Source organism: Klebsiella sp. BIGb0138 (assembly GCF_004342285.1).
Classification (GTDB): domain Bacteria; phylum Pseudomonadota; class Gammaproteobacteria; order Enterobacterales; family Enterobacteriaceae; genus Klebsiella.
Map to the genome: position 1 here is coordinate 30,398 of NZ_SMCV01000006.1, position 17,977 is coordinate 48,374.

General features: G+C 55.7%; 16 protein-coding genes. 8 read left to right on the top strand and 8 right to left on the bottom strand.

The features are described 5' to 3' along the window. The 3 genes from pyrH to rpsB all read right to left on the bottom strand — a co-directional run bounded on the left by pyrH (position 1) and on the right by rpsB (position 2,571). Positions 1-726: a UMP kinase gene (gene pyrH / locus EDF73_RS14645; RefSeq protein ID WP_132729843.1), complete on the bottom strand. Its 726-nt coding sequence runs from the start codon at positions 724-726 to the stop codon at positions 1-3. A gap of 147 nt (positions 727-873) precedes the next feature. Then, entirely contained in the window at positions 874-1,725 is an 852-nt protein-coding gene (gene tsf / locus EDF73_RS14650) for a translation elongation factor Ts (RefSeq protein WP_095103655.1), read from the bottom strand. A gap of 120 nt (positions 1,726-1,845) precedes the next feature. After that, positions 1,846-2,571 carry a 30S ribosomal protein S2 gene (gene rpsB, locus EDF73_RS14655; RefSeq protein ID WP_004858107.1) on the bottom strand — a complete coding sequence of 242 codons (726 nt, stop codon included), beginning with the start codon at positions 2,569-2,571 and terminating at the stop codon, positions 1,846-1,848. Positions 2,572-2,895: 324 nt separating this feature from the next. Between rpsB and map the strand changes: the two genes are divergently transcribed. The 4 genes from map to EDF73_RS14675 all read left to right on the top strand — a co-directional run bounded on the left by map (position 2,896) and on the right by EDF73_RS14675 (position 7,768). After that, the gene (map, locus tag EDF73_RS14660; RefSeq protein ID WP_132729844.1) at positions 2,896-3,690 is read left to right on the top strand and encodes a type I methionyl aminopeptidase; all 795 of its coding nucleotides are present in this window, start codon (positions 2,896-2,898) and stop codon (positions 3,688-3,690) included. A 59-nt stretch (positions 3,691-3,749) separates the two neighbouring features. Then, positions 3,750-6,413, top strand: a complete 2,664-nt coding sequence (glnD, locus tag EDF73_RS14665) for a bifunctional uridylyltransferase/uridylyl-removing protein GlnD (RefSeq protein ID WP_132729845.1) — start codon at positions 3,750-3,752, stop codon at positions 6,411-6,413. 33 nt (positions 6,414-6,446) lie between these two features. Next, complete coding sequence (gene dapD / locus EDF73_RS14670; protein WP_132729846.1) at positions 6,447-7,271, top strand: 2,3,4,5-tetrahydropyridine-2,6-dicarboxylate N-succinyltransferase; 825 nt, start codon at positions 6,447-6,449, stop codon at positions 7,269-7,271. Between the two features lie 107 nt (positions 7,272-7,378). Further along, a complete protein-coding gene (locus tag EDF73_RS14675) occupies positions 7,379-7,768 on the top strand; it encodes a DUF3461 family protein (RefSeq protein WP_004858100.1) in 390 nt (129 codons plus the stop codon). A gap of 91 nt (positions 7,769-7,859) precedes the next feature. Here the strand turns inward: EDF73_RS14675 and EDF73_RS14680 are convergent, their stop codons facing one another. From EDF73_RS14680 to dgt, 3 genes are all read right to left on the bottom strand, one after another. Next, on the bottom strand, positions 7,860-9,017 hold the full coding sequence (locus EDF73_RS14680) for a CdaR family transcriptional regulator (RefSeq protein ID WP_132729847.1): 1,158 nt from the start codon (positions 9,015-9,017) through the stop codon (positions 7,860-7,862). Between the two features lie 177 nt (positions 9,018-9,194). Beyond that, entirely contained in the window at positions 9,195-10,634 is a 1,440-nt protein-coding gene (degP, locus tag EDF73_RS14685; RefSeq protein ID WP_132729848.1) for a serine endoprotease DegP, read from the bottom strand. Positions 10,635-10,769: 135 nt separating this feature from the next. Next, positions 10,770-12,284 (bottom strand): dGTPase, encoded by a 1,515-nt coding sequence (dgt, locus tag EDF73_RS14690; RefSeq protein ID WP_132729849.1) that lies wholly within the window; start codon positions 12,282-12,284, stop codon positions 10,770-10,772. Between the two features lie 84 nt (positions 12,285-12,368). Between dgt and mtnN the strand changes: the two genes are divergently transcribed. The 3 genes from mtnN to EDF73_RS14705 all read left to right on the top strand — a co-directional run bounded on the left by mtnN (position 12,369) and on the right by EDF73_RS14705 (position 14,617). Then, on the top strand, positions 12,369-13,067 hold the full coding sequence (mtnN, locus tag EDF73_RS14695) for a 5'-methylthioadenosine/S-adenosylhomocysteine nucleosidase (protein WP_132729850.1): 699 nt from the start codon (positions 12,369-12,371) through the stop codon (positions 13,065-13,067). Next, a complete protein-coding gene (gene btuF / locus EDF73_RS14700) occupies positions 13,060-13,860 on the top strand; it encodes a vitamin B12 ABC transporter substrate-binding protein BtuF (protein ID WP_132729851.1) in 801 nt (266 codons plus the stop codon). Before mtnN ends, btuF begins: the two co-directional genes overlap by 8 nt. 133 nt (positions 13,861-13,993) lie before the next feature. Continuing rightward, positions 13,994-14,617, top strand: coding sequence for a TRIC cation channel family protein (locus EDF73_RS14705; RefSeq protein WP_132729852.1), 624 nt, complete (start codon positions 13,994-13,996; stop codon positions 14,615-14,617). A gap of 46 nt (positions 14,618-14,663) precedes the next feature. Here the strand turns inward: EDF73_RS14705 and erpA are convergent, their stop codons facing one another. Together erpA and clcA are read right to left on the bottom strand one after the other, a co-directional pair. Next, entirely contained in the window at positions 14,664-15,008 is a 345-nt protein-coding gene (gene erpA / locus EDF73_RS14710; protein ID WP_132729853.1) for an iron-sulfur cluster insertion protein ErpA, read from the bottom strand. Between the two features lie 81 nt (positions 15,009-15,089). Continuing rightward, complete coding sequence (gene clcA / locus EDF73_RS14715) at positions 15,090-16,508, bottom strand: H(+)/Cl(-) exchange transporter ClcA (RefSeq protein WP_132730081.1); 1,419 nt, start codon at positions 16,506-16,508, stop codon at positions 15,090-15,092. A gap of 179 nt (positions 16,509-16,687) precedes the next feature. Between clcA and hemL the strand changes: the two genes are divergently transcribed. After that, positions 16,688-17,968 (top strand): glutamate-1-semialdehyde 2,1-aminomutase, encoded by a 1,281-nt coding sequence (hemL, locus tag EDF73_RS14720; protein WP_132729854.1) that lies wholly within the window; start codon positions 16,688-16,690, stop codon positions 17,966-17,968. The last annotated feature ends 9 nt before the right edge of the window (positions 17,969-17,977 follow it).

Below are 17,977 nucleotides of genomic sequence, written 5' to 3' on the forward strand. Positions count from 1 at the left end.
TTATTCCGTAATTAATGTGCCTTCTTTTTCGCCCATCACCACGCGACGCAGCGCGCCGGGTTTGTTCATGTTGAAGACGCGAATCGGCAATTTATGGTCACGCGCCAGGGTAAAGGCGGCCAAATCCATAACTTTCAGTTCTTTATCAAGAACTTCGCTGTAGCTCAGCTGATCGTACATGGTGGCAGACGGGTCTTTGGCCGGGTCGGCGGTAAATACGCCATCAACTTTGGTGGCCTTCAGCACGACATCCGCTTCAATTTCAATCCCGCGCAGGCAGGCTGCGGAGTCGGTGGTGAAGAAGGGATTACCGGTGCCCGCGGAAAGAATCACCACGCGGTTGTTACGCAGCAGGCTGATCGCTTCCGCCCAGCTGTAGTTATCGCACACGCCGTTCAGCGGAATGGCCGACATCAGGCGAGCGTTCACATAGGCGCGATGGAGAGAGTCACGCATTGCAAGGCCGTTCATCACCGTTGCCAGCATGCCCATGTGGTCGCCCACAACGCGGTTCATACCCGCTTTCGCCAGCCCAGCACCACGGAACAGGTTACCGCCACCAATCACTACGCCAACCTGAATACCCAGTTCAACCAGTTCTTTGATTTCCTGAGCCATACGGTCAAGTATGCTTGCATCAATACCGAAGCCTTCCGAACCCTGCAGAGCTTCGCCACTTAACTTAAGCAGAATACGTTTGTAGACGGGTTTTGCATTGGTAGCCATGTTTCTTTCCTGAGACTGTCAACGAGTGAGATGAATGAATACTGGCGACATTGTATGTCGCTTTTCAGCGCCGCCACTATAAGCAGTTGGCTGAATTTACAAAATGGGCACAAAAAGAAGCCGCCCTCAGGCGGCTCCTTTTAAAAATTAAGACTGCTTGGACATCGCAGCAACTTCGGCTGCAAAGTCAGTCTCAACTTTCTCGATGCCTTCGCCCACTTCAAAGCGAATGAAGCCAGTCACGTCGGCGTTGTGCTCTTTCAGCAGCTGAGCAACAGATTTGCTCGGGTCCATAACGAAAGGCTGACCAGTCAGAGAAACTTCGCCGGTGAATTTCTTCATGCGGCCTTCAACCATTTTCTCTGCGATTTCTTTCGGCTTACCGGACTGCATCGCGATGTCCAGCTGAACCTGGTACTCTTTCTCTACGACTTCAGCAGAAACGTCTTCCGGCTTAACGAATTCCGGCTTGCTTGCAGCGATGTGCATTGCCAGCTGTTTAACCAGTTCCTGATCCGCGCCTTTAGCCGCAACCAGAACGCCGATACGTGCGCCGTGCTGGTAAGAACCCAGAACTTCGCCTTCCAGGGCAGCAACGCGACGGATGTTGATGTTCTCACCGATTTTCGCAACCAGCGCAACACGCTCTTCTTCGAACTGTGCCTTCAGCACCTCAACATCGGTGATTTTGCCAGCAACCGCTGCGTCCAGAACTTTGTTAGCAAATGCCTGGAAACCGCCGTCTTTCGCGACGAAGTCAGTCTGGCAGTTAACTTCCAGAATGATGCCGTAGGTGCCGTCGATTTTGGTGATGATCACGCCGTCAGCAGCAACGTTGCCTGCTTTTTTCGCCGCTTTGATCGCGCCGGATTTACGCATGTTTTCGATTGCCAGCTCGATGTCGCCGTTCGCTTCAGTCAGCGCTTTTTTGCAATCCATCATGCCTGCGCCAGTACGTTCGCGCAGCTCTTTTACCAGGGATGCGGTAATTTCAGCCATTCTTTAATCCTCGGGAGAGATGACCTGCCCGGTTCAAAGAACCAAACAGGTTTAAAAGTGAAAAAGGGGCCAAATATAGGCCCCTATTTATACACGGTACTAAATAAGGGCTAGACCTTATTATTCAGCTTCTACGAAGCTTTCTTCCGCCTGAGAAGCCAGATCCTGAGAACGACCTTCACGCACGGTTGCCGCTACAGCGCCCAGGTACAGGCTAACAGCGCGGATTGCGTCGTCGTTACCCGGGATAACGAAGTCTACGCCGTCCGGATCGGAGTTAGTATCAACGATAGCAAATACCGGGATACCCAGGTTGTTTGCTTCTTTGATAGCGATGTGCTCGTGGTCAGCGTCGATAACGAACAGTGCGTCCGGCAGGCCGCCCATGTCTTTGATACCGCCCAGGCTGTTTTCCAGCTTGTCCAGCTCACGAGTGCGCATCAGCGCTTCTTTCTTGGTCAGCTTCTCGAAAGTACCGTCCTGGGACTGAGTTTCCAGGTCTTTCAGACGTTTGATGGACTGACGAACGGTTTTCCAGTTAGTCAGCATACCGCCCAACCAGCGATGGTTCACGAAGAACTGGTCGCAGCTGTTAGCAGCTTCTTTTACCGCTTCGCTTGCAGCGCGTTTCGTACCAACGAAAAGGATTTTACCTTTACGAGCAGAGATCTTGTTCAGTTCAGCCAGAGCTTCGTTGAACATCGGTACAGTTTTCTCAAGGTTGATGATGTGAACTTTGTTACGCGCGCCGAAGATGAAAGGCTTCATTTTCGGGTTCCAGTAACGGGTCTGGTGACCAAAGTGAACACCAGCCTTGAGCATGTCGCGCATGGAAACAGTTGCCATGTTTAAAACCTCTATAGATAAAGTTGGGGTTATGCCTCCACGTATCCCATATTACCGACCCCAAAGGGCACCCCGGAATATGTGCCGATACGTGTGTGTTATTTACACAAAGTGAGATTTGTCGCTTCAGTCCATCCTGTGTAGTACGAAATGGAACGGAAGTCCGGCGCGCTTTATACCACAAAACAGGATCAGAAACCAACTCTTGTTGACGCTGAGTGCGCTTAATGATTCTCAATTTGGCAGCAGGTCACCCGGACTGTTAACATTGACAGGACTGACTCTTATTATTGTCGAAAAAATCGACACAGCTGGACACATTCCATGGCTATATCTATCAAAACATCTGAAGACATCGAAAAAATGCGCGTTGCCGGCCGCCTGGCCGCCGAAGTGCTGGAAATGATCGAACCCTACGTTAAACCGGGCGTCAGCACCGGCGAACTGGACCGTATCTGCAACGACTATATCGTTAACGAGCAGAAAGCGGTCTCCGCCTGCCTCGGTTACCACGGTTTTCCAAAATCCGTGTGCATCTCTATTAATGAAGTCGTCTGTCACGGTATCCCTGACGATGAAAAACTGCTGAAAGACGGCGACATCGTCAACATTGATGTTACGGTCATTAAAGATGATTTCCACGGCGATACCTCGAAGATGTTTATCGTCGGCAAACCGACGATCCTCGGCGAGCGTCTGTGCCGCATCACGCAGGAAAGCCTGTATCTGGCCCTGAAGATGGTTAAGCCGGGTATCAACCTACGCGCGATCGGCGCGGCGATTCAGAAATTCGTGGAAGCGGAAGGTTTCTCCGTCGTGCGTGAATACTGCGGCCACGGCATCGGCCGCGGCTTCCATGAAGAGCCGCAGGTGCTGCACTACGACTCCCCGGAAACCAACGTGGTGCTCAAGCCGGGCATGACCTTCACCATCGAGCCGATGGTCAATGCGGGCAGGAAAGAGATCCGCAGCATGAAAGACGGCTGGACGGTGAAAACCAAAGACCGGAGCTTGTCTGCGCAGTACGAGCATACTATTGTGGTGACAGATAACGGCTGCGAAATTCTGACGCTACGCAAGGATGACACCATCCCGGCGATAATCTCGCACGAAGCATAACGAAAAGCCGGCGCCCGCCGGCTTTTTTATGGGTGATAGTTTTTTCTTATGGTGACGCGATGAGCAACTCTTTACCTGACGCTGTCTCCCCTGGCCTCTCCGTCCAGCCTGATAACCCAGGTAGCTGGCCGCAGGGTGACCTGAACTGTGCCACCATTAAGGCACATCTTGATATCTTCCAGCGCTGGCTGGGTGAAGCGTTCGATAGCGGTATGACTGCCGAGGCGCTGATCGAAGCGCGTACCGAATTTATCGACCAGCTGCTCCAGCGTCTGTGGATTGATTACGGCTTTGGCGCAGTCGGCGATCTGGCGCTGGTCGCGGTCGGCGGATACGGTCGCGGCGAGTTACACCCGCTCTCCGACGTCGACCTGCTGATCCTCAGCCGCAAGAAGCTCTCCGATGAGCAGGCGCAGAAAGTCGGCGAACTGCTGACCCTGCTGTGGGACATCAAGCTTGAGGTTGGCCACAGCGTGCGAACGCTGGAAGAGTGCCTGCTGGAAGGGCTATCCGACCTGAGCGTCGCCACGAACCTGATTGAATCACGCCTGCTGATTGGCGATGTCGCGCTATTCCTTGAGCTGCAAAAACATATTTTCAGCGATGGTTTCTGGCCCTCGGAGAAGTTCTTTGCCGCTAAGGTGGAAGAGCAACAGGTCCGCCACCAGCGCTATCACGGCACCAGCTATAACCTCGAGCCGGATGTGAAAAGCAGCCCCGGTGGCCTGCGCGATATCCACACCCTGCAGTGGGTAGCCCGCCGCCACTTCGGCGCCACCTCCATGGATGAAATGGTCGGCTTCGGTTTTCTCACCGAAGCCGAGCGCAACGAGCTCAACGAATGTCTGCACCAGCTCTGGCGGATCCGCTTTGCTCTGCATCTGGAGCTGACGCGTTACGACAACCGTCTGCTGTTCGACCGCCAGCTCAGCGTCGCCCGTCGCTTAGGCTATGAGGGTGAAGGCAACCAGCCTATCGAGCATATGATGAAGGATTTCTTCCGCGTCACCCGCCGGGTGAGCGAGCTGAACCACATGCTGCTCCAGCTGTTTGATGAAGCCATTCTTGCCCTCACCGAAGATGAAAAGCCGCGGCCCATTGATGATGATTTTCAGCTACGCGGCACGCTAATCGATCTGCGTGACGATACGCTGTTTATCCGTGAACCGCAGGCGATCCTGCGTATGTTCTATATTATGGTGCGTAACAGCAACATCACCGGGATCTACTCCACGACGCTGCGCCATTTGCGCCACGCGCGCCGCCATCTGACACAGCCGCTATGCTATATCCCGGAAGCGCGCGCGATTTTTCTCAGCATGCTGCGCCACCAGGGCGCGGTGAGCCGCGGCCTGCTGCCGATGCATCGCCACAGCGTTTTGTGGGCCTATATGCCACAGTGGTCGCATATCGTCGGCCAGATGCAGTTTGACCTCTTTCATGCCTATACGGTCGATGAACATACGATTCGCGTGCTGCTGAAGCTGGAAAGCTTCGCCAAAGAAGAGACCCGCAGCCACCATCCGCTGTGCGTCGAGCTGTGGCCGCGCCTGACGCATCCGGAGTTAATCCTGATTGCCGCCCTGTTCCATGACATCGCCAAAGGTCGCGGCGGCGATCACTCGGTCCTCGGCGCCCAGGATGTGCTGAAATTCGCCGAGCTGCACGGCCTTAACTCACGCGAAACCCAGCTGGTCGCCTGGCTGGTACGCCATCATCTGCTGATGTCCGTCACCGCCCAGCGCCGTGATATTCAGGATCCTGAGGTCATTAAACAGTTCGCGGAAGAAGTGCAGACGGAAAATCGCCTGCGCTATCTGGTGTGCCTGACGGTGGCCGACATCTGCGCAACCAACGAAACGCTGTGGAACAGCTGGAAGCAGAGTCTGCTGCGCGAGCTCTATTTCGCTACCGAAAAACAGCTGCGTCGCGGTATGCAGAGTACCCCCGATATGCGCGAACGGGTGCGTCATCATCAGCTGCAGGCGCTGGCGCTGCTGCGGATGGAGAATATTAACGAAGAGGCGCTGCATCAGATCTGGAACCGCTGCCGCGCCAACTACTTCGTGCGCCATACGCCCAATCAGCTCGCCTGGCACGCCCGCAATTTACTCAAACACGACCTGAGCAAACCGATGATCCTGCTCAGCTCGCAGGCCACGCGCGGCGGGACCGAGATCTTTATCTGGAGCCCGGACCGGCCTTACCTGTTTGCCGCCGTCTGCGGTGAGCTGGACCGGCGCAACCTCAGCGTCCACGATGCCCAGATTTTTACCACCCGCGACGGCATGGCGATGGACACCTTTATTGTGCTGGAACCGGACGGCAGTCCGCTCTCCGCCGATCGCCATGAGATGATCCGTAACGGTCTGGAGCAGACTATCACCCAGCGCAGCTGGGAGCCGCCGGCTCCGCGTCGCCAGGCGGCAAAACTGCGCCATTTTTCCGTTGTCACCGAGGTCAATTTCCTGCCGACGCACACCGACAGAAAATCGTTTCTTGAGCTGATTGCCCTCGATCAACCGGGCCTGCTGGCTCGCGTGGGTCAGGTGTTCGCCGACCTCAATATTTCGCTCCACGGGGCGAGAATTACGACAATTGGGGAGCGAGTAGAAGATTTATTTATAATCGCGACGGCGGACCGGCGTGCGCTTAATAATGAGCTGCAACAAGAAGTACAACAACGGTTGACAGAGGCCCTCAATCCAAACGATAAAGGGTAACGAACTTTTATGTGTAAAGAGAAAGAGTAAACAATGCAGCAATTACAGAATGTTATTGAGTCCGCTTTTGAGCGTCGCGCCGACATCACGCCGGCAAATGTGGATACCGTAACCCGCGAAGCGGTTAACCAGGTGATTTCTCTGCTTGATTCCGGCGCGCTGCGTGTCGCTGAAAAGATCGATGGCCAGTGGGTCACCCATCAATGGCTGAAGAAAGCGGTTCTGCTCTCTTTCCGTATTAACGATAACCAGGTTATCGACGGTGCGGAAAGCCGCTACTTCGATAAAGTGCCGATGAAATTCGCGGACTATGATGAAGCGCGTTTCCAGAAAGAAGGCTTCCGCGTGGTTCCACCGGCCGCGGTGCGTCAGGGCGCGTTTATTGCCCGCAACACCGTGCTGATGCCATCTTATGTCAACATCGGCGCCTTCGTTGACGAAGGTACCATGGTTGATACCTGGGCGACCGTCGGTTCCTGCGCGCAGATCGGGAAAAACGTGCACCTGTCCGGCGGCGTCGGCATCGGTGGCGTACTGGAGCCGCTGCAGGCTAACCCGACCATCATCGAAGATAACTGCTTCATCGGCGCGCGTTCAGAAATCGTTGAAGGCGTTATCGTCGAAGAAGGCGCGGTTATCTCCATGGGCGTGTACATCGGCCAAAGCACCAAAATTTACGATCGCGAAACCGGCGAAGTCCACTACGGCCGCGTTCCGGCGGGCTCGGTGGTGGTTTCCGGCAACCTGCCGTCGAAAGATGGCACGTATAGCCTGTACTGCGCGGTCATCGTGAAGAAAGTGGATGCGAAAACTCGCGGCAAAGTCGGCATTAACGAACTGCTGCGTACCATCGACTAAGCAGAATAAAAAGCGGAAGATATCCCGCTTTTTTTGTATCTGACGCTGGCGGAAATGGATCTTTTCGTTAATTATTCAAAGGTTATGATGATATCAAAGGTACCGTTATGTACGATAATCTGAAAAGTCTTGGCATTACCAATCCTGATGAAATCGATCGCTATAGCCTGCGCCAGGAAGCTAACAACGACATCCTGAAAATCTATTTTCAGAAGGACAAAGGCGAGTTTTTCGCCAAAAGCGTCAAGTTTAAATATCCACGCCAGCGCAAAACCGTAGTCGCTGACGGCGTCGGTCAGGGATATAAAGAAGTCCAGGAAATTAGCCCGAATCTGCGCTATGTGATCGATGAACTGGACCAGATCTGCCAGCGCGATCGCACCGAAGTCGATCTTAAACGCAAGATCCTTGACGATCTGCGCCATCTGGAAAGCGTCGTCACCCATAAGATCAGTGAAATCGAAGCCGATCTGGAAAAACTGACGCGCAATAAATAAGTCTGTTTTCTCCCCGCAGGCGCGATGCCGGCCGGGGCAACACCGACGATAGCCCGGATCAAGCGCGCGTGCCGTCATCCGGGATTATCGTCTACCGCTGCTCATCGAGTTGCAACGAGATATACAGCAGCAGGCGGTCATCAAAGTTCCCGAGGTTCAGCCCCGTCAGTTCTGAAATACGATTCAGGCGATACTCCAGCGTATTACGATGAATAAACAGCGCCTTCGACGTCGCCAGCGGCTGCACGTTATGGCGAAACCACGCCTGCAGCGTCCGTCGCAGCAGACCGTTATTATCCATCGCCTTTAGCCTGACCAGCGGACGGGCCAGCTCATTGGCCTGCCAGCCGCCGCGCAGGCTATCGAGCAGTACCGGCAGCATCAAATCCTGATAAAAATAGCTACGGCTCTCCGGCATCCGCTGCTTACCGACCATCATGGTGGTGCGCGCGGTGCGGTACGAACGGGCGATGCTCCCTGGGCCGGTAAAAAAGTTACCCAGCGCCACCCGAAAGCGCAGCTGGCCGTTTTCTTTCATACGGGCGATCAGCTGATCGACCCTTTTGCAGTGATCCTCCGCGTCCCAGCGGCCAAACGCGTTCAGGGCGGGCTTGAGGACCACCATCTCGGTCAGAGAGACAATCGCCACCAGATTGTTGCGATCCGGCGTGGTCAGGGCGGTCTGCAGCTGCTGTAGCTCGGCCATGGCGCTGTCCACGCCAAGCTGGCCGCTATCGACTTCAATCATGGCGACAACGCGTGGCTGATTGAGATCGATCCCCAGCCGCTGCGCCCACTCGGTGAGCGCCGGCGTATTCTCTTCCGTCTGAATCAGGTTCATCACCAGCTCTTCACGCAGGCGGCTATCCTGCGCCAGAAGATGCATCAATCGCGACTGCTCCAGCATCATCTCAGCGGTCATGCACACCAGCTCGCCATATTTACGCAGCGTTTCGGGTTCACCGGTCAGGCCAATAACGCCGACGATCTCCCCCTCCAGCCGCAATGGCAGGTTGATCCCCTGGCGTACGCCATGCAGATGGCGAGCGACCGCATCGTCGATATCCACGACCCGCCCCTGGGAGAGCACCAGCAGCGCTCCTTCGTGCAATTCACCAATTCGCTCGCGGTCGCCGCTGCCGATAATGCGCCCACGGGCGTCCATTACGTTGATATTGGTATCAATGATGCGCATCGTACGCGCAACGATATCCTGCGCCATTTTGGTATCAAGATGCCAGCCAGCCATGTAACCCTCCCGTGAACAGGGCACCAGCATAAAAGAGTTACGCGCACGTCGCATTGTGCATATGCACAAAGGAACGCAGAGAAGTATGGAGTTGTGGGGGGAATCACAGAACCGAAATCAGGATCAAAAAAAGCCCCTTCCCTCCGCGAGGAGAAGGGGCTGGTTTAGCCGTGGAGATTACTGCATCAGCAGGTAGATGGTGCTATCACCGCGCTGGATATTCAACGCCAGCACCGACGGTTTCGCATCAAAGATTTTGCGCAGATCGGCAATGTTTTTCACCGGCTGCTGGTTAGCCCCCACAATGACGTCGCCTTTTTTCAGACCGATTTGCGCCGCCGGAGTCCCCGCTTTCACATTGTTGACCGTAACGCCTTTATCCTGGCCTTTATTACTCATCTCAGCACCTTCAATGCCGTTGAAAATGGTGCTGGAGTCAACCTGAGTCTGGTTGCTCTGCTGCAGTTCGACGGTGACATTCACCGGTTTGCCATCACGCACCAGGCCCAGCTGGACTTTACTGCCGATAGGCATCGTACCAACCTGCGCACGCAGTGCGGCAAAGCTGCTGATCGGTTTGCCGTTCAGCGAGGTGATCACGTCGCCGGCTTTGATACCCGCTTTCGCCGCCGCCGAACCCGGCATCACCTGGCTCACGAAGGCGCCGCGCTGTGCGTCAACCTTCATCGCTTTCGCCAGTTCGGAGTTCAGCTCGGTCCCCATGATGCCCAGCTCACCGCGTTTCACCTGGCCGTATTGAACCATCTGCTCGGTCAGGTTTTTCACCATGTTGCTCGGGATGGCAAAACCGATCCCGATGTTGCCGCCGTCCGGGGCGAGGATCGCGGTATTGATACCGATCAGTTCACCGTTCAGATTGACCAGCGCGCCGCCGGAGTTACCGCGGTTGATCGCCGCATCGGTCTGGATAAAGTTTTCGTAGTTTTCTACGTTCAGGCCGCTACGGCCAAGCGCGGAGACAATCCCCGAGGTGACGGTTTCCCCAAGGCCGAACGGGTTACCGATCGCCACGGTATAATCACCGACGCGCAGGGCATCAGAGTCCGCCAGCTTAATCGCCGTCAGGTTTTTCGGATCCTGAATCTGAATCAGGGCAATATCGGAACGCGGATCTTTGCCGACCACTTTCGCGTCAAACTTACGGCCATCGCTCAGCTGTACTTTGATCGTCGTGGCGTTATCCACCACGTGGTTGTTGGTCACAACATAACCTTTAGCGGCGTCAATAATGACCCCGGAACCCAGCGCCATAAACTTCTGCTGCTGAGCGCCGTCACCCGGCGCACCGCCGCCTTGCCCACCGCCCTGACAGAACGGAGAGCTCTGGAACGGGGAACCATCCTGGCAGAACGGCGAGTTATCACCGAAGAACTGCTGGAAGTTACGCGGCATCCGCGGCGTGTTAACGGTGGTGCTGCCCTCAACGTTGATGCTGACAACCGATGGCATGACCTTTTCCAGCATCGGAGCCAGACTTGGCATTTGCTGCGTACTTGAGGCCGAAGAGGACGTTTCTGCCGCGCTCGCAGAGAGCGGGGATAACGCCAGACCTAAACTCAGAGCCAGTGCACTCATTGCTAACGTGGTTTTTTTCATGATGTCTCAATCTCTATTTTTGATAACGCAAATTGCTATGTATGTGACTATCAGAGTCATTTTATCGCGCTAAGTTCCGGAATTAAGATACTGGAAAAAGTAAAAATTTATTGTCCATCTTTACAAAACCTGTACTTATTCTACCGCCATCAAGCGGCGATATTCATCCCATGCATATAAATCCGTCATCCCGCTGATATAGTCCTGAATCAGACGGCAGCGATAATAATATTCCATCGCCGGAAATTCTTCAGCCTCGCCGGGGATTTTATTTATTGCTTCAACATAGGCTAGCCGATGGCGCGTTGAGAGTTTCTGGAACAAACGTGAAGCGATAGGTAAACTGCGCACCCGATCTTTCTCAACTAATAAGCTGAATTGTTCCAGAGATAATTTTAATAGCGGCTCATAGATATCCAGAAGACCGCTAATCACCCGGTAACCTTGTAATTCCAGCTGCTCAACATCCGGATGGCTAAACACATGTTTTATCGCTACGTTTTTATATAGCTCCAGCAACTGACTGCAGTCGCTATCATCCTCAAGCAGCGCATGATTAAAATCGCCAGCAAAGATCTTCGGTAAATTATCGATAAACCGGCGCGCCGCATACGGCACCAGTTTATTCAGCGTATTGACCCGCAAATACATAAAGAACTGATCTTCAGTACTCCGGCTAAGCGAATTAGAGCGTGATTTCTCCCACGCATTTTCTACCACCTGCGAAAACAGCGAACCTTTTTCATGCTGTCCCCACGCCTCATACAGCAGCTGATACAGCTGCTCGACGCTGAAAATACGTTTTTCAACCGCATCTTCAAGATCGGCCACACAATATGAGATATCGTCCGCAGCCTCCATAATCCATGTTAATGGAAAGCGATTGTAAGGAGCCAGATCAAGTTCTTTACGCAACCTCGCAATATAGCCCTCTTCGGCTAAATAATAACCAGGTTTTTTCATTAAATAACTGTGGCTCGCCGGCAGCGCTCCCCGCCACCACGCCGGACGCGTATATTTCAAAATACAGCCAACCTGCGCCCAGGTCAGATTCATCCGCATCAGCGTATGGACTAAACGGATGCCCTGCGCGTTGCCTTCAAACCAGCACAGATCCTGGCGTACCTTGCGTCGCAACTCGTTCAGCTCGGCCTGTCCCGCCTGCAAACGCAGCGCCTCAACCGTACAACGATCGTGCGCTACCGGCTCGCCGGCCGCGTCGTCAGGCGCCAGACGCTGGCGAAACCAGTCATTGATCGCCGCCTCGCCAAAATGACCAAATGGCGGGTTACCGATGTCATGCATCAGGCAGGCCATTTCCACCACGCTCTCAAACGGCCCGCTCAGCGCATCCAGCCCGTAGGTTTCCAGCAGATTCTGTTCTTTCAGGCGGCTGAGGACCTCTTTGGCGATATAGCGCCCCACCTGCTGAACTTCAAGGGAGTGGGTTAAGCGGGTGCGTACTGCGGCGTTACGCTCCAGCGGGAAGACCTGGGTTTTCTGCTGTAAACGGCGAATCGCCGGCGAATTAATGATCCGCCCGCGGTCGCTTTCGAAAATACGCAGGATTTCACGTTCCGTTTCGACGCCTTGCGGCGAACGATAGCGCCGACGCCAGTTAATCTTGTTGCGAAAATCAATTTTTGCCATGGCCTCTCCCGCGCGAGCAATAACGTTTCCCTTTGAGTGCATGATAGACTATGCAACTAAACCTGACACATCGCGAGTAAATCTATGAAAATCGGCATTATTGGCGCTATGGAAGAAGAAGTTACCCTTCTGCGCGACAAAATCGAAAACCGTCAGACGCTGACCCTTGGCGGCAGCGAAATTTATACCGGGCAGCTGAACGGCACCGACGTCGCTCTGCTGAAATCGGGTATTGGCAAAGTGGCGGCCGCCATGGGCGCCGCGCTGCTGCTGGAGCTGTGCAAACCGGAGGTGATTATCAACACCGGTTCCGCAGGCGGCCTGGCGCCAACGCTGAAAGTCGGCGACATCGTTATCTCCGACGAAACGCGCTACCACGATGCCGACGTGACCGCCTTTGGTTACGAATATGGCCAGCTGCCGGGCTGTCCGGCCGGTTTCAAAGCCGACGACAAGCTGATTGCCGCCGCGCAAAGCTGTATTGAAGCGCTGAATCTGAACGCGGTACGCGGCCTGATCGTCAGCGGCGACGCGTTCATCAACGGTTCCGTCGGGCTGGCGAAAATTCGTCACAACTTCCCGCAGGCCGTTGCGGTCGAGATGGAAGCCACCGCGATTGCCCATGTCTGCTATAACTTCGGCGTTCCGTTTGTCGTGGTCCGCGCGATTTCCGACGTGGCCGACCAACAGTCCCATCTGAGCTTCGACGAGTTCCTCGCCGTCGCCGCTAAGCAGTCCACGCTGATGGTGGAAAAGCTGGTGCAGAATCTGGCACGTGGCTAAGTCGCTTAAACGGGCGCTGACCGCCCTGCTGTTGCTGGCCCCGGCGTGGCTCTTCGCCGCGCCGCGGGTTATCACGCTGTCGCCGGCCAATACCGAACTGGCGTTTGCCGCCGGCATCACGCCGGTTGGCGTCAGCAGCTATTCTGATTACCCGCCGCAGGCGAGTAAAATCGAACAGGTCTCCAGCTGGCAAGGGATGAACCTGGAGCGTATCGTGGCGCTAAAACCGGACCTGATTCTGGCGTGGCGCGGCGGGAATGCCGAACGGCAGGTTAACCAACTGAGTTCGCTGGGCATCAAGGTGGTCTGGGTCGATACGACGACCATCGAAGAGATTATTACCACCCTGCGGCAGCTGGCGCAGTGGAGCCCGCAGCCGGAAAAAGCCCGCCAGGCCGCGCAGAGCCTGCAGGATGACTACGATCGCCTGAAAGCCCGCTACGCCAGCACGCCGAAAAAGCGCGTCTTTCTGCAATTCGGTACCAGCCCCCTTTTTACCACCAGCCGGGGCTCCATTCAGGATCAGGTGCTGACGCTATGCGGCGGTGAAAATATTTTCGCCGCCAGCAAGGTTCCCTGGCCCCAGGTGAGCCGCGAGCAGGTACTGGCCAGGGAGCCTCAGGCTATCGTCATTACCGGCGATGCCAGCAGAATTCCCGACGTTGAGCGCTACTGGCATAACCAGTTAAAAATTTCGCTGATTGCGTTGCATAGCGACTGGTTTGAGCGCGCAAGCCCGCGTATTATCCTCGCCGCAAAACAGCTCTGCACTGCGCTCGAACAGGTCAAATAAGCGCTGTTTGCACAATCAATAATTCGATCCCCAGCGACGAAAGCCGAAGCGCTATGCCAATGGCGAACGCTGAGCGGATGCAACGTGGTGAAGAAAATAGCCTAAGAAACCGGGCGCTAAGCGAGAACTGACGATGCTTGTCTATTGGCTGGATATTATTGGCACCGCCGTATTTGCTATCTCCGGCGTATTGCTGGCCGGCAAACTCCGTATGGACCCTTTTGGCGTACTGGTGCTCGGCGTTGTCACCGCCGTCGGCGGCGGGACCATTCGCGACATGGCGCTCGCCAACGGCCCGGTATTCTGGGTGAAAGATCCGACCGACCTGGTGGTGGCGATGGTCACCAGCATGCTGACTATTCTGTTAGTGCGCCAGCCGCGCCGGTTGCCTAAATGGATCCTGCCGGTGCTGGATGCCGTCGGCCTGGCGGTCTTTGTCGGCATTGGGGTAAATAAAGCGTTTCTGGCTCACAGCGGACCGCTGGTCGCGATCTGTATGGGCGTCGTCACCGGCGTGGGCGGCGGGATCATCCGCGACGTTCTGGCCCGCGAGATTCCGATGATTTTACGCACTGAAATCTATGCCACGGCCTGTATTATCGGCGGTATCGTACACGCTACGGCCTATGACACCTTTCACGTTTCGTTGCAGAATTCGGCGATGATGGGGATGGTGGTGACGCTGCTGATTCGGCTCGCGGCAATCCGCTGGCACCTGAAGCTGCCGACGTTTGCGCTCGACGATCACGGACGGTAGCAAAGAAAAATCTCCCCCGGCGGAGTACGCTCTGCCGGGGCGAGAATCAGACGCTGAATGAGGATCCGCAGCCGCAGGTGCTTTTCGCATTCGGGTTGGTCACGATAAAGCGCGAACCTTCGAGGCCCTCGGTATAATCGACGGCACCGCCGACCAGATACTGCAGGCTCATCGGGTCGACCACCAGGCCTACGCCCTGTTTTTCGATGGTCATATCGCCTTCGTTAACCTGATCGTCGAAGGTGAAGCCGTACTGGAAACCACTGCAACCGCCACCGGTGATGTAGACACGCAGTTTCAGGTTTGGATTCTCTTCATCTGCAATCAGGAATTTTACTTTTTTGGCTGCGGCTTCAGTAAACTCCAGCGGCAACGCTACGTCATCACTCATTTTATGCTCCCATTGATACTTCTGGCCGGTTAAAGAATAACCCGACCTTTTGAGCCATTATCTAATACCCTGGTAAATCGTTCAAGTATTCTCCCCGGCAACCTGCTGCGCTTTTGCCGCCTGATCGGCGGCCTGCTTCGCCAGCGTGCGTTCAAGGATCGTTGAATACAAGGGCTTACCACCAAGGAATTGCGCCAGTAGTGTTGCGCCAAGACAGGTAATAATCATTGGCAAAATGAGCTGATAGTTATCGGTCATCTCCAGCACCAGCACAATCCCGGTCAGTGGAGCGCGAATGGAGGCCGCCAGCAGCGCCCCCATTCCGGCAATCGCAAAGGTGCCCGCATCCAGATGATAAGCTGGCAGCAGCGGCGTCACCGCCATGCCAAATGCGGTGCCCAGCAGAGTGCCGAGGGCCAGCATTGGCGCAAAAATGCCGCCAGGCGCGCCGGAGGAGAAACACAGCAACGTGGTTATCACCCGGGCGATAAAGATAAACAGCAGCAGGCCCACGGAAAAATTACCCGCCGCGGCAACGGGAATTAAGTTAAAACCGCCCCCCACCAGCGCCGGTTCAGTCAGCCCGAGGATGCCGCAAAGCCCGCCGATGACACCGCCGATCAGCACCCATTTCCTGGTATCGCCGCCATGAATACGCTGGAACAGATCCTGAGTACGCAGCACCAGACGATTAAACAGCGGGCCGATGCAGCCAAAAATCATCCCCAGCAGCAGATACAGCCACAGCGTATTCACCGGCGCATTGCTCAGCTTACCGACTTCAACGATCGCCGACTCGCCATTAAAAATGCGAAACACGATACTCGACATAATCACGCCGGTGAAAACGGCTTTAATGGAAATCAGGTTGTAGCGAAACTGCGGGCGCATCTCTTCGATAATGAACAGAATCCCCGCCAGCGGCGCGTTGAATGCCGCGGAGAGGCCCGCCGCCGCGCCGGTCGCCAGCAAAGTATGCCGCGCTTCGGGGCTGCGCATACGGAAGATATCCAGCACCATTCGCCCGACGTTGCCCCCAAGCTGTACCGTTGGCCCTTCGCGGCCCAGCACCATTCCGGCCCCCAGAGTCCCCATCCCACCGATAAATTTTACCGGCAGAACCCGCCACCAGCGAACCGGACGCAGCTCTTCCAGCGCCCCTTCGATCTCGGGTATGCCAGACCCTCCCGCTTCCGGAGCGAAACGCCGTACCAGAAAATAGCCCACCATTGCCAGCAACGCAGATAAAATAAAGGCCAGCGGCCAGATCAGGAACCCGTGATCCGCCACCTGCACCAGCGAACCGATGCGCATGTTCTGCACCCAACTGACGCTCTTTTCAAAGGCGACCCCCACCAGCCCGGCCAGCGTGCCGACCACCGCGGCCATCAGCAGCACCGCCAGCGGCGTTTTGTCGCGCTGGACCAACCGGCGCACGACATCGCCGCGACGCAAGCGCACGATCTGTTGTGCTTCAAAAGAGGAGGCTTCGGCTTTCATACTCTTATCGTCAATAGTCATACAAATATGCGGGGGAACATTTTAACTTTCTACACGCCCTGCGTCGCCAAAAAAATCCTCCCATTGCGCTTTGTTTCAATTGGGCAAAACTTTCATAACTATCCTGGAATAACTTAGAATAACCAGCAAAACATTTATCACGAACCAGGATCATGGCAATGAGCAAATCTGAAACTCTCTATCACGCCGCACGTGAACTCATCCCCGGCGGCGTAAACTCGCCGGTACGCGCCTTCACCGGCGTTGGCGGAACCCCGCTGTTTATCGAACGTGCTGACGGCGCCAGACTGTATGATGTCGACGGTAAAGCTTATATCGACTATGTCGGCTCCTGGGGGCCGATGGTATTAGGCCATAACCACCCGGCCATTCGTAATGCGGTGATTGAAGCCGCCGAGCGCGGCCTGAGCTTTGGCGCGCCGACGGAAATGGAAGTCAAAATGGCGGAGCTGGTGACCGACCTGGTCCCGACCATGGATATGGTGCGAATGGTCAACTCCGGGACCGAAGCAACCATGAGCGCCATTCGTCTGGCGCGCGGTTTTACCGGTCGCGACAAAATCATCAAATTCGAAGGCTGCTATCACGGTCACGCCGACTGTCTGCTGGTGAAAGCGGGCTCCGGCGCCCTGACCCTCGGCCAGCCGAACTCCCCGGGCGTACCGGCTGATTTCGCCAAACATACCCTGACCTGCACCTATAACGACCTGGCTTCGGTTCGCGCCGCGTTCGAACAGTACCCGCAAGAGATCGCCTGCATTATCGTTGAGCCGGTGGCCGGCAACATGAACTGTATCCCGCCGCTGCCGGAGTTCCTCCCGGGCCTGCGGGCGCTGTGCGACGAGTTCGGCGCGCTGCTGATTATCGATGAAGTGATGACCGGCTTCCGCGTTGCGCTGGCGGGCGCCCAGTCTTACTACAACGTGGTTCCCGACCTGACCTGCCTGGGCAAAATCATCGGCGGCGGGATGCCGGTAGGCGCCTTTGGCGGCCGTCGTGAAGTGATGGACGCGCTGGCCCCGACCGGCCCGGTGTATCAGGCCGGAACCCTGTCCGGTAACCCGATCGCCATGGCGGCCGGTTTTGCCTGCTTAACCGCAGTGGCGCAGCCGGGGGTCCACGAAACGTTAACCGACCTCACCAATCAACTGGCCCAGGGTCTGCTGGATGCGGCGCGCGATGCGGGGATTCCTCTGGTGGTGAATAACGTTGGCGGCATGTTTGGCATCTTCTTTACCGATGCCGAAACCGTCACCTGCTACCAGGATGTGCTGAAGTGCGACGTTGAGCGCTTTAAGCGCTTCTTCCACCTGATGCTGGAAGAAGGCGTCTATCTGGCGCCGTCGGCGTTTGAAGCCGGCTTTATGTCCGTGGCGCATAGCGAAGACGATATCCACGCTACCATCGCCGCCGCCCGCAAGGCATTCGCGAAGCTGTAAGTCTGAACG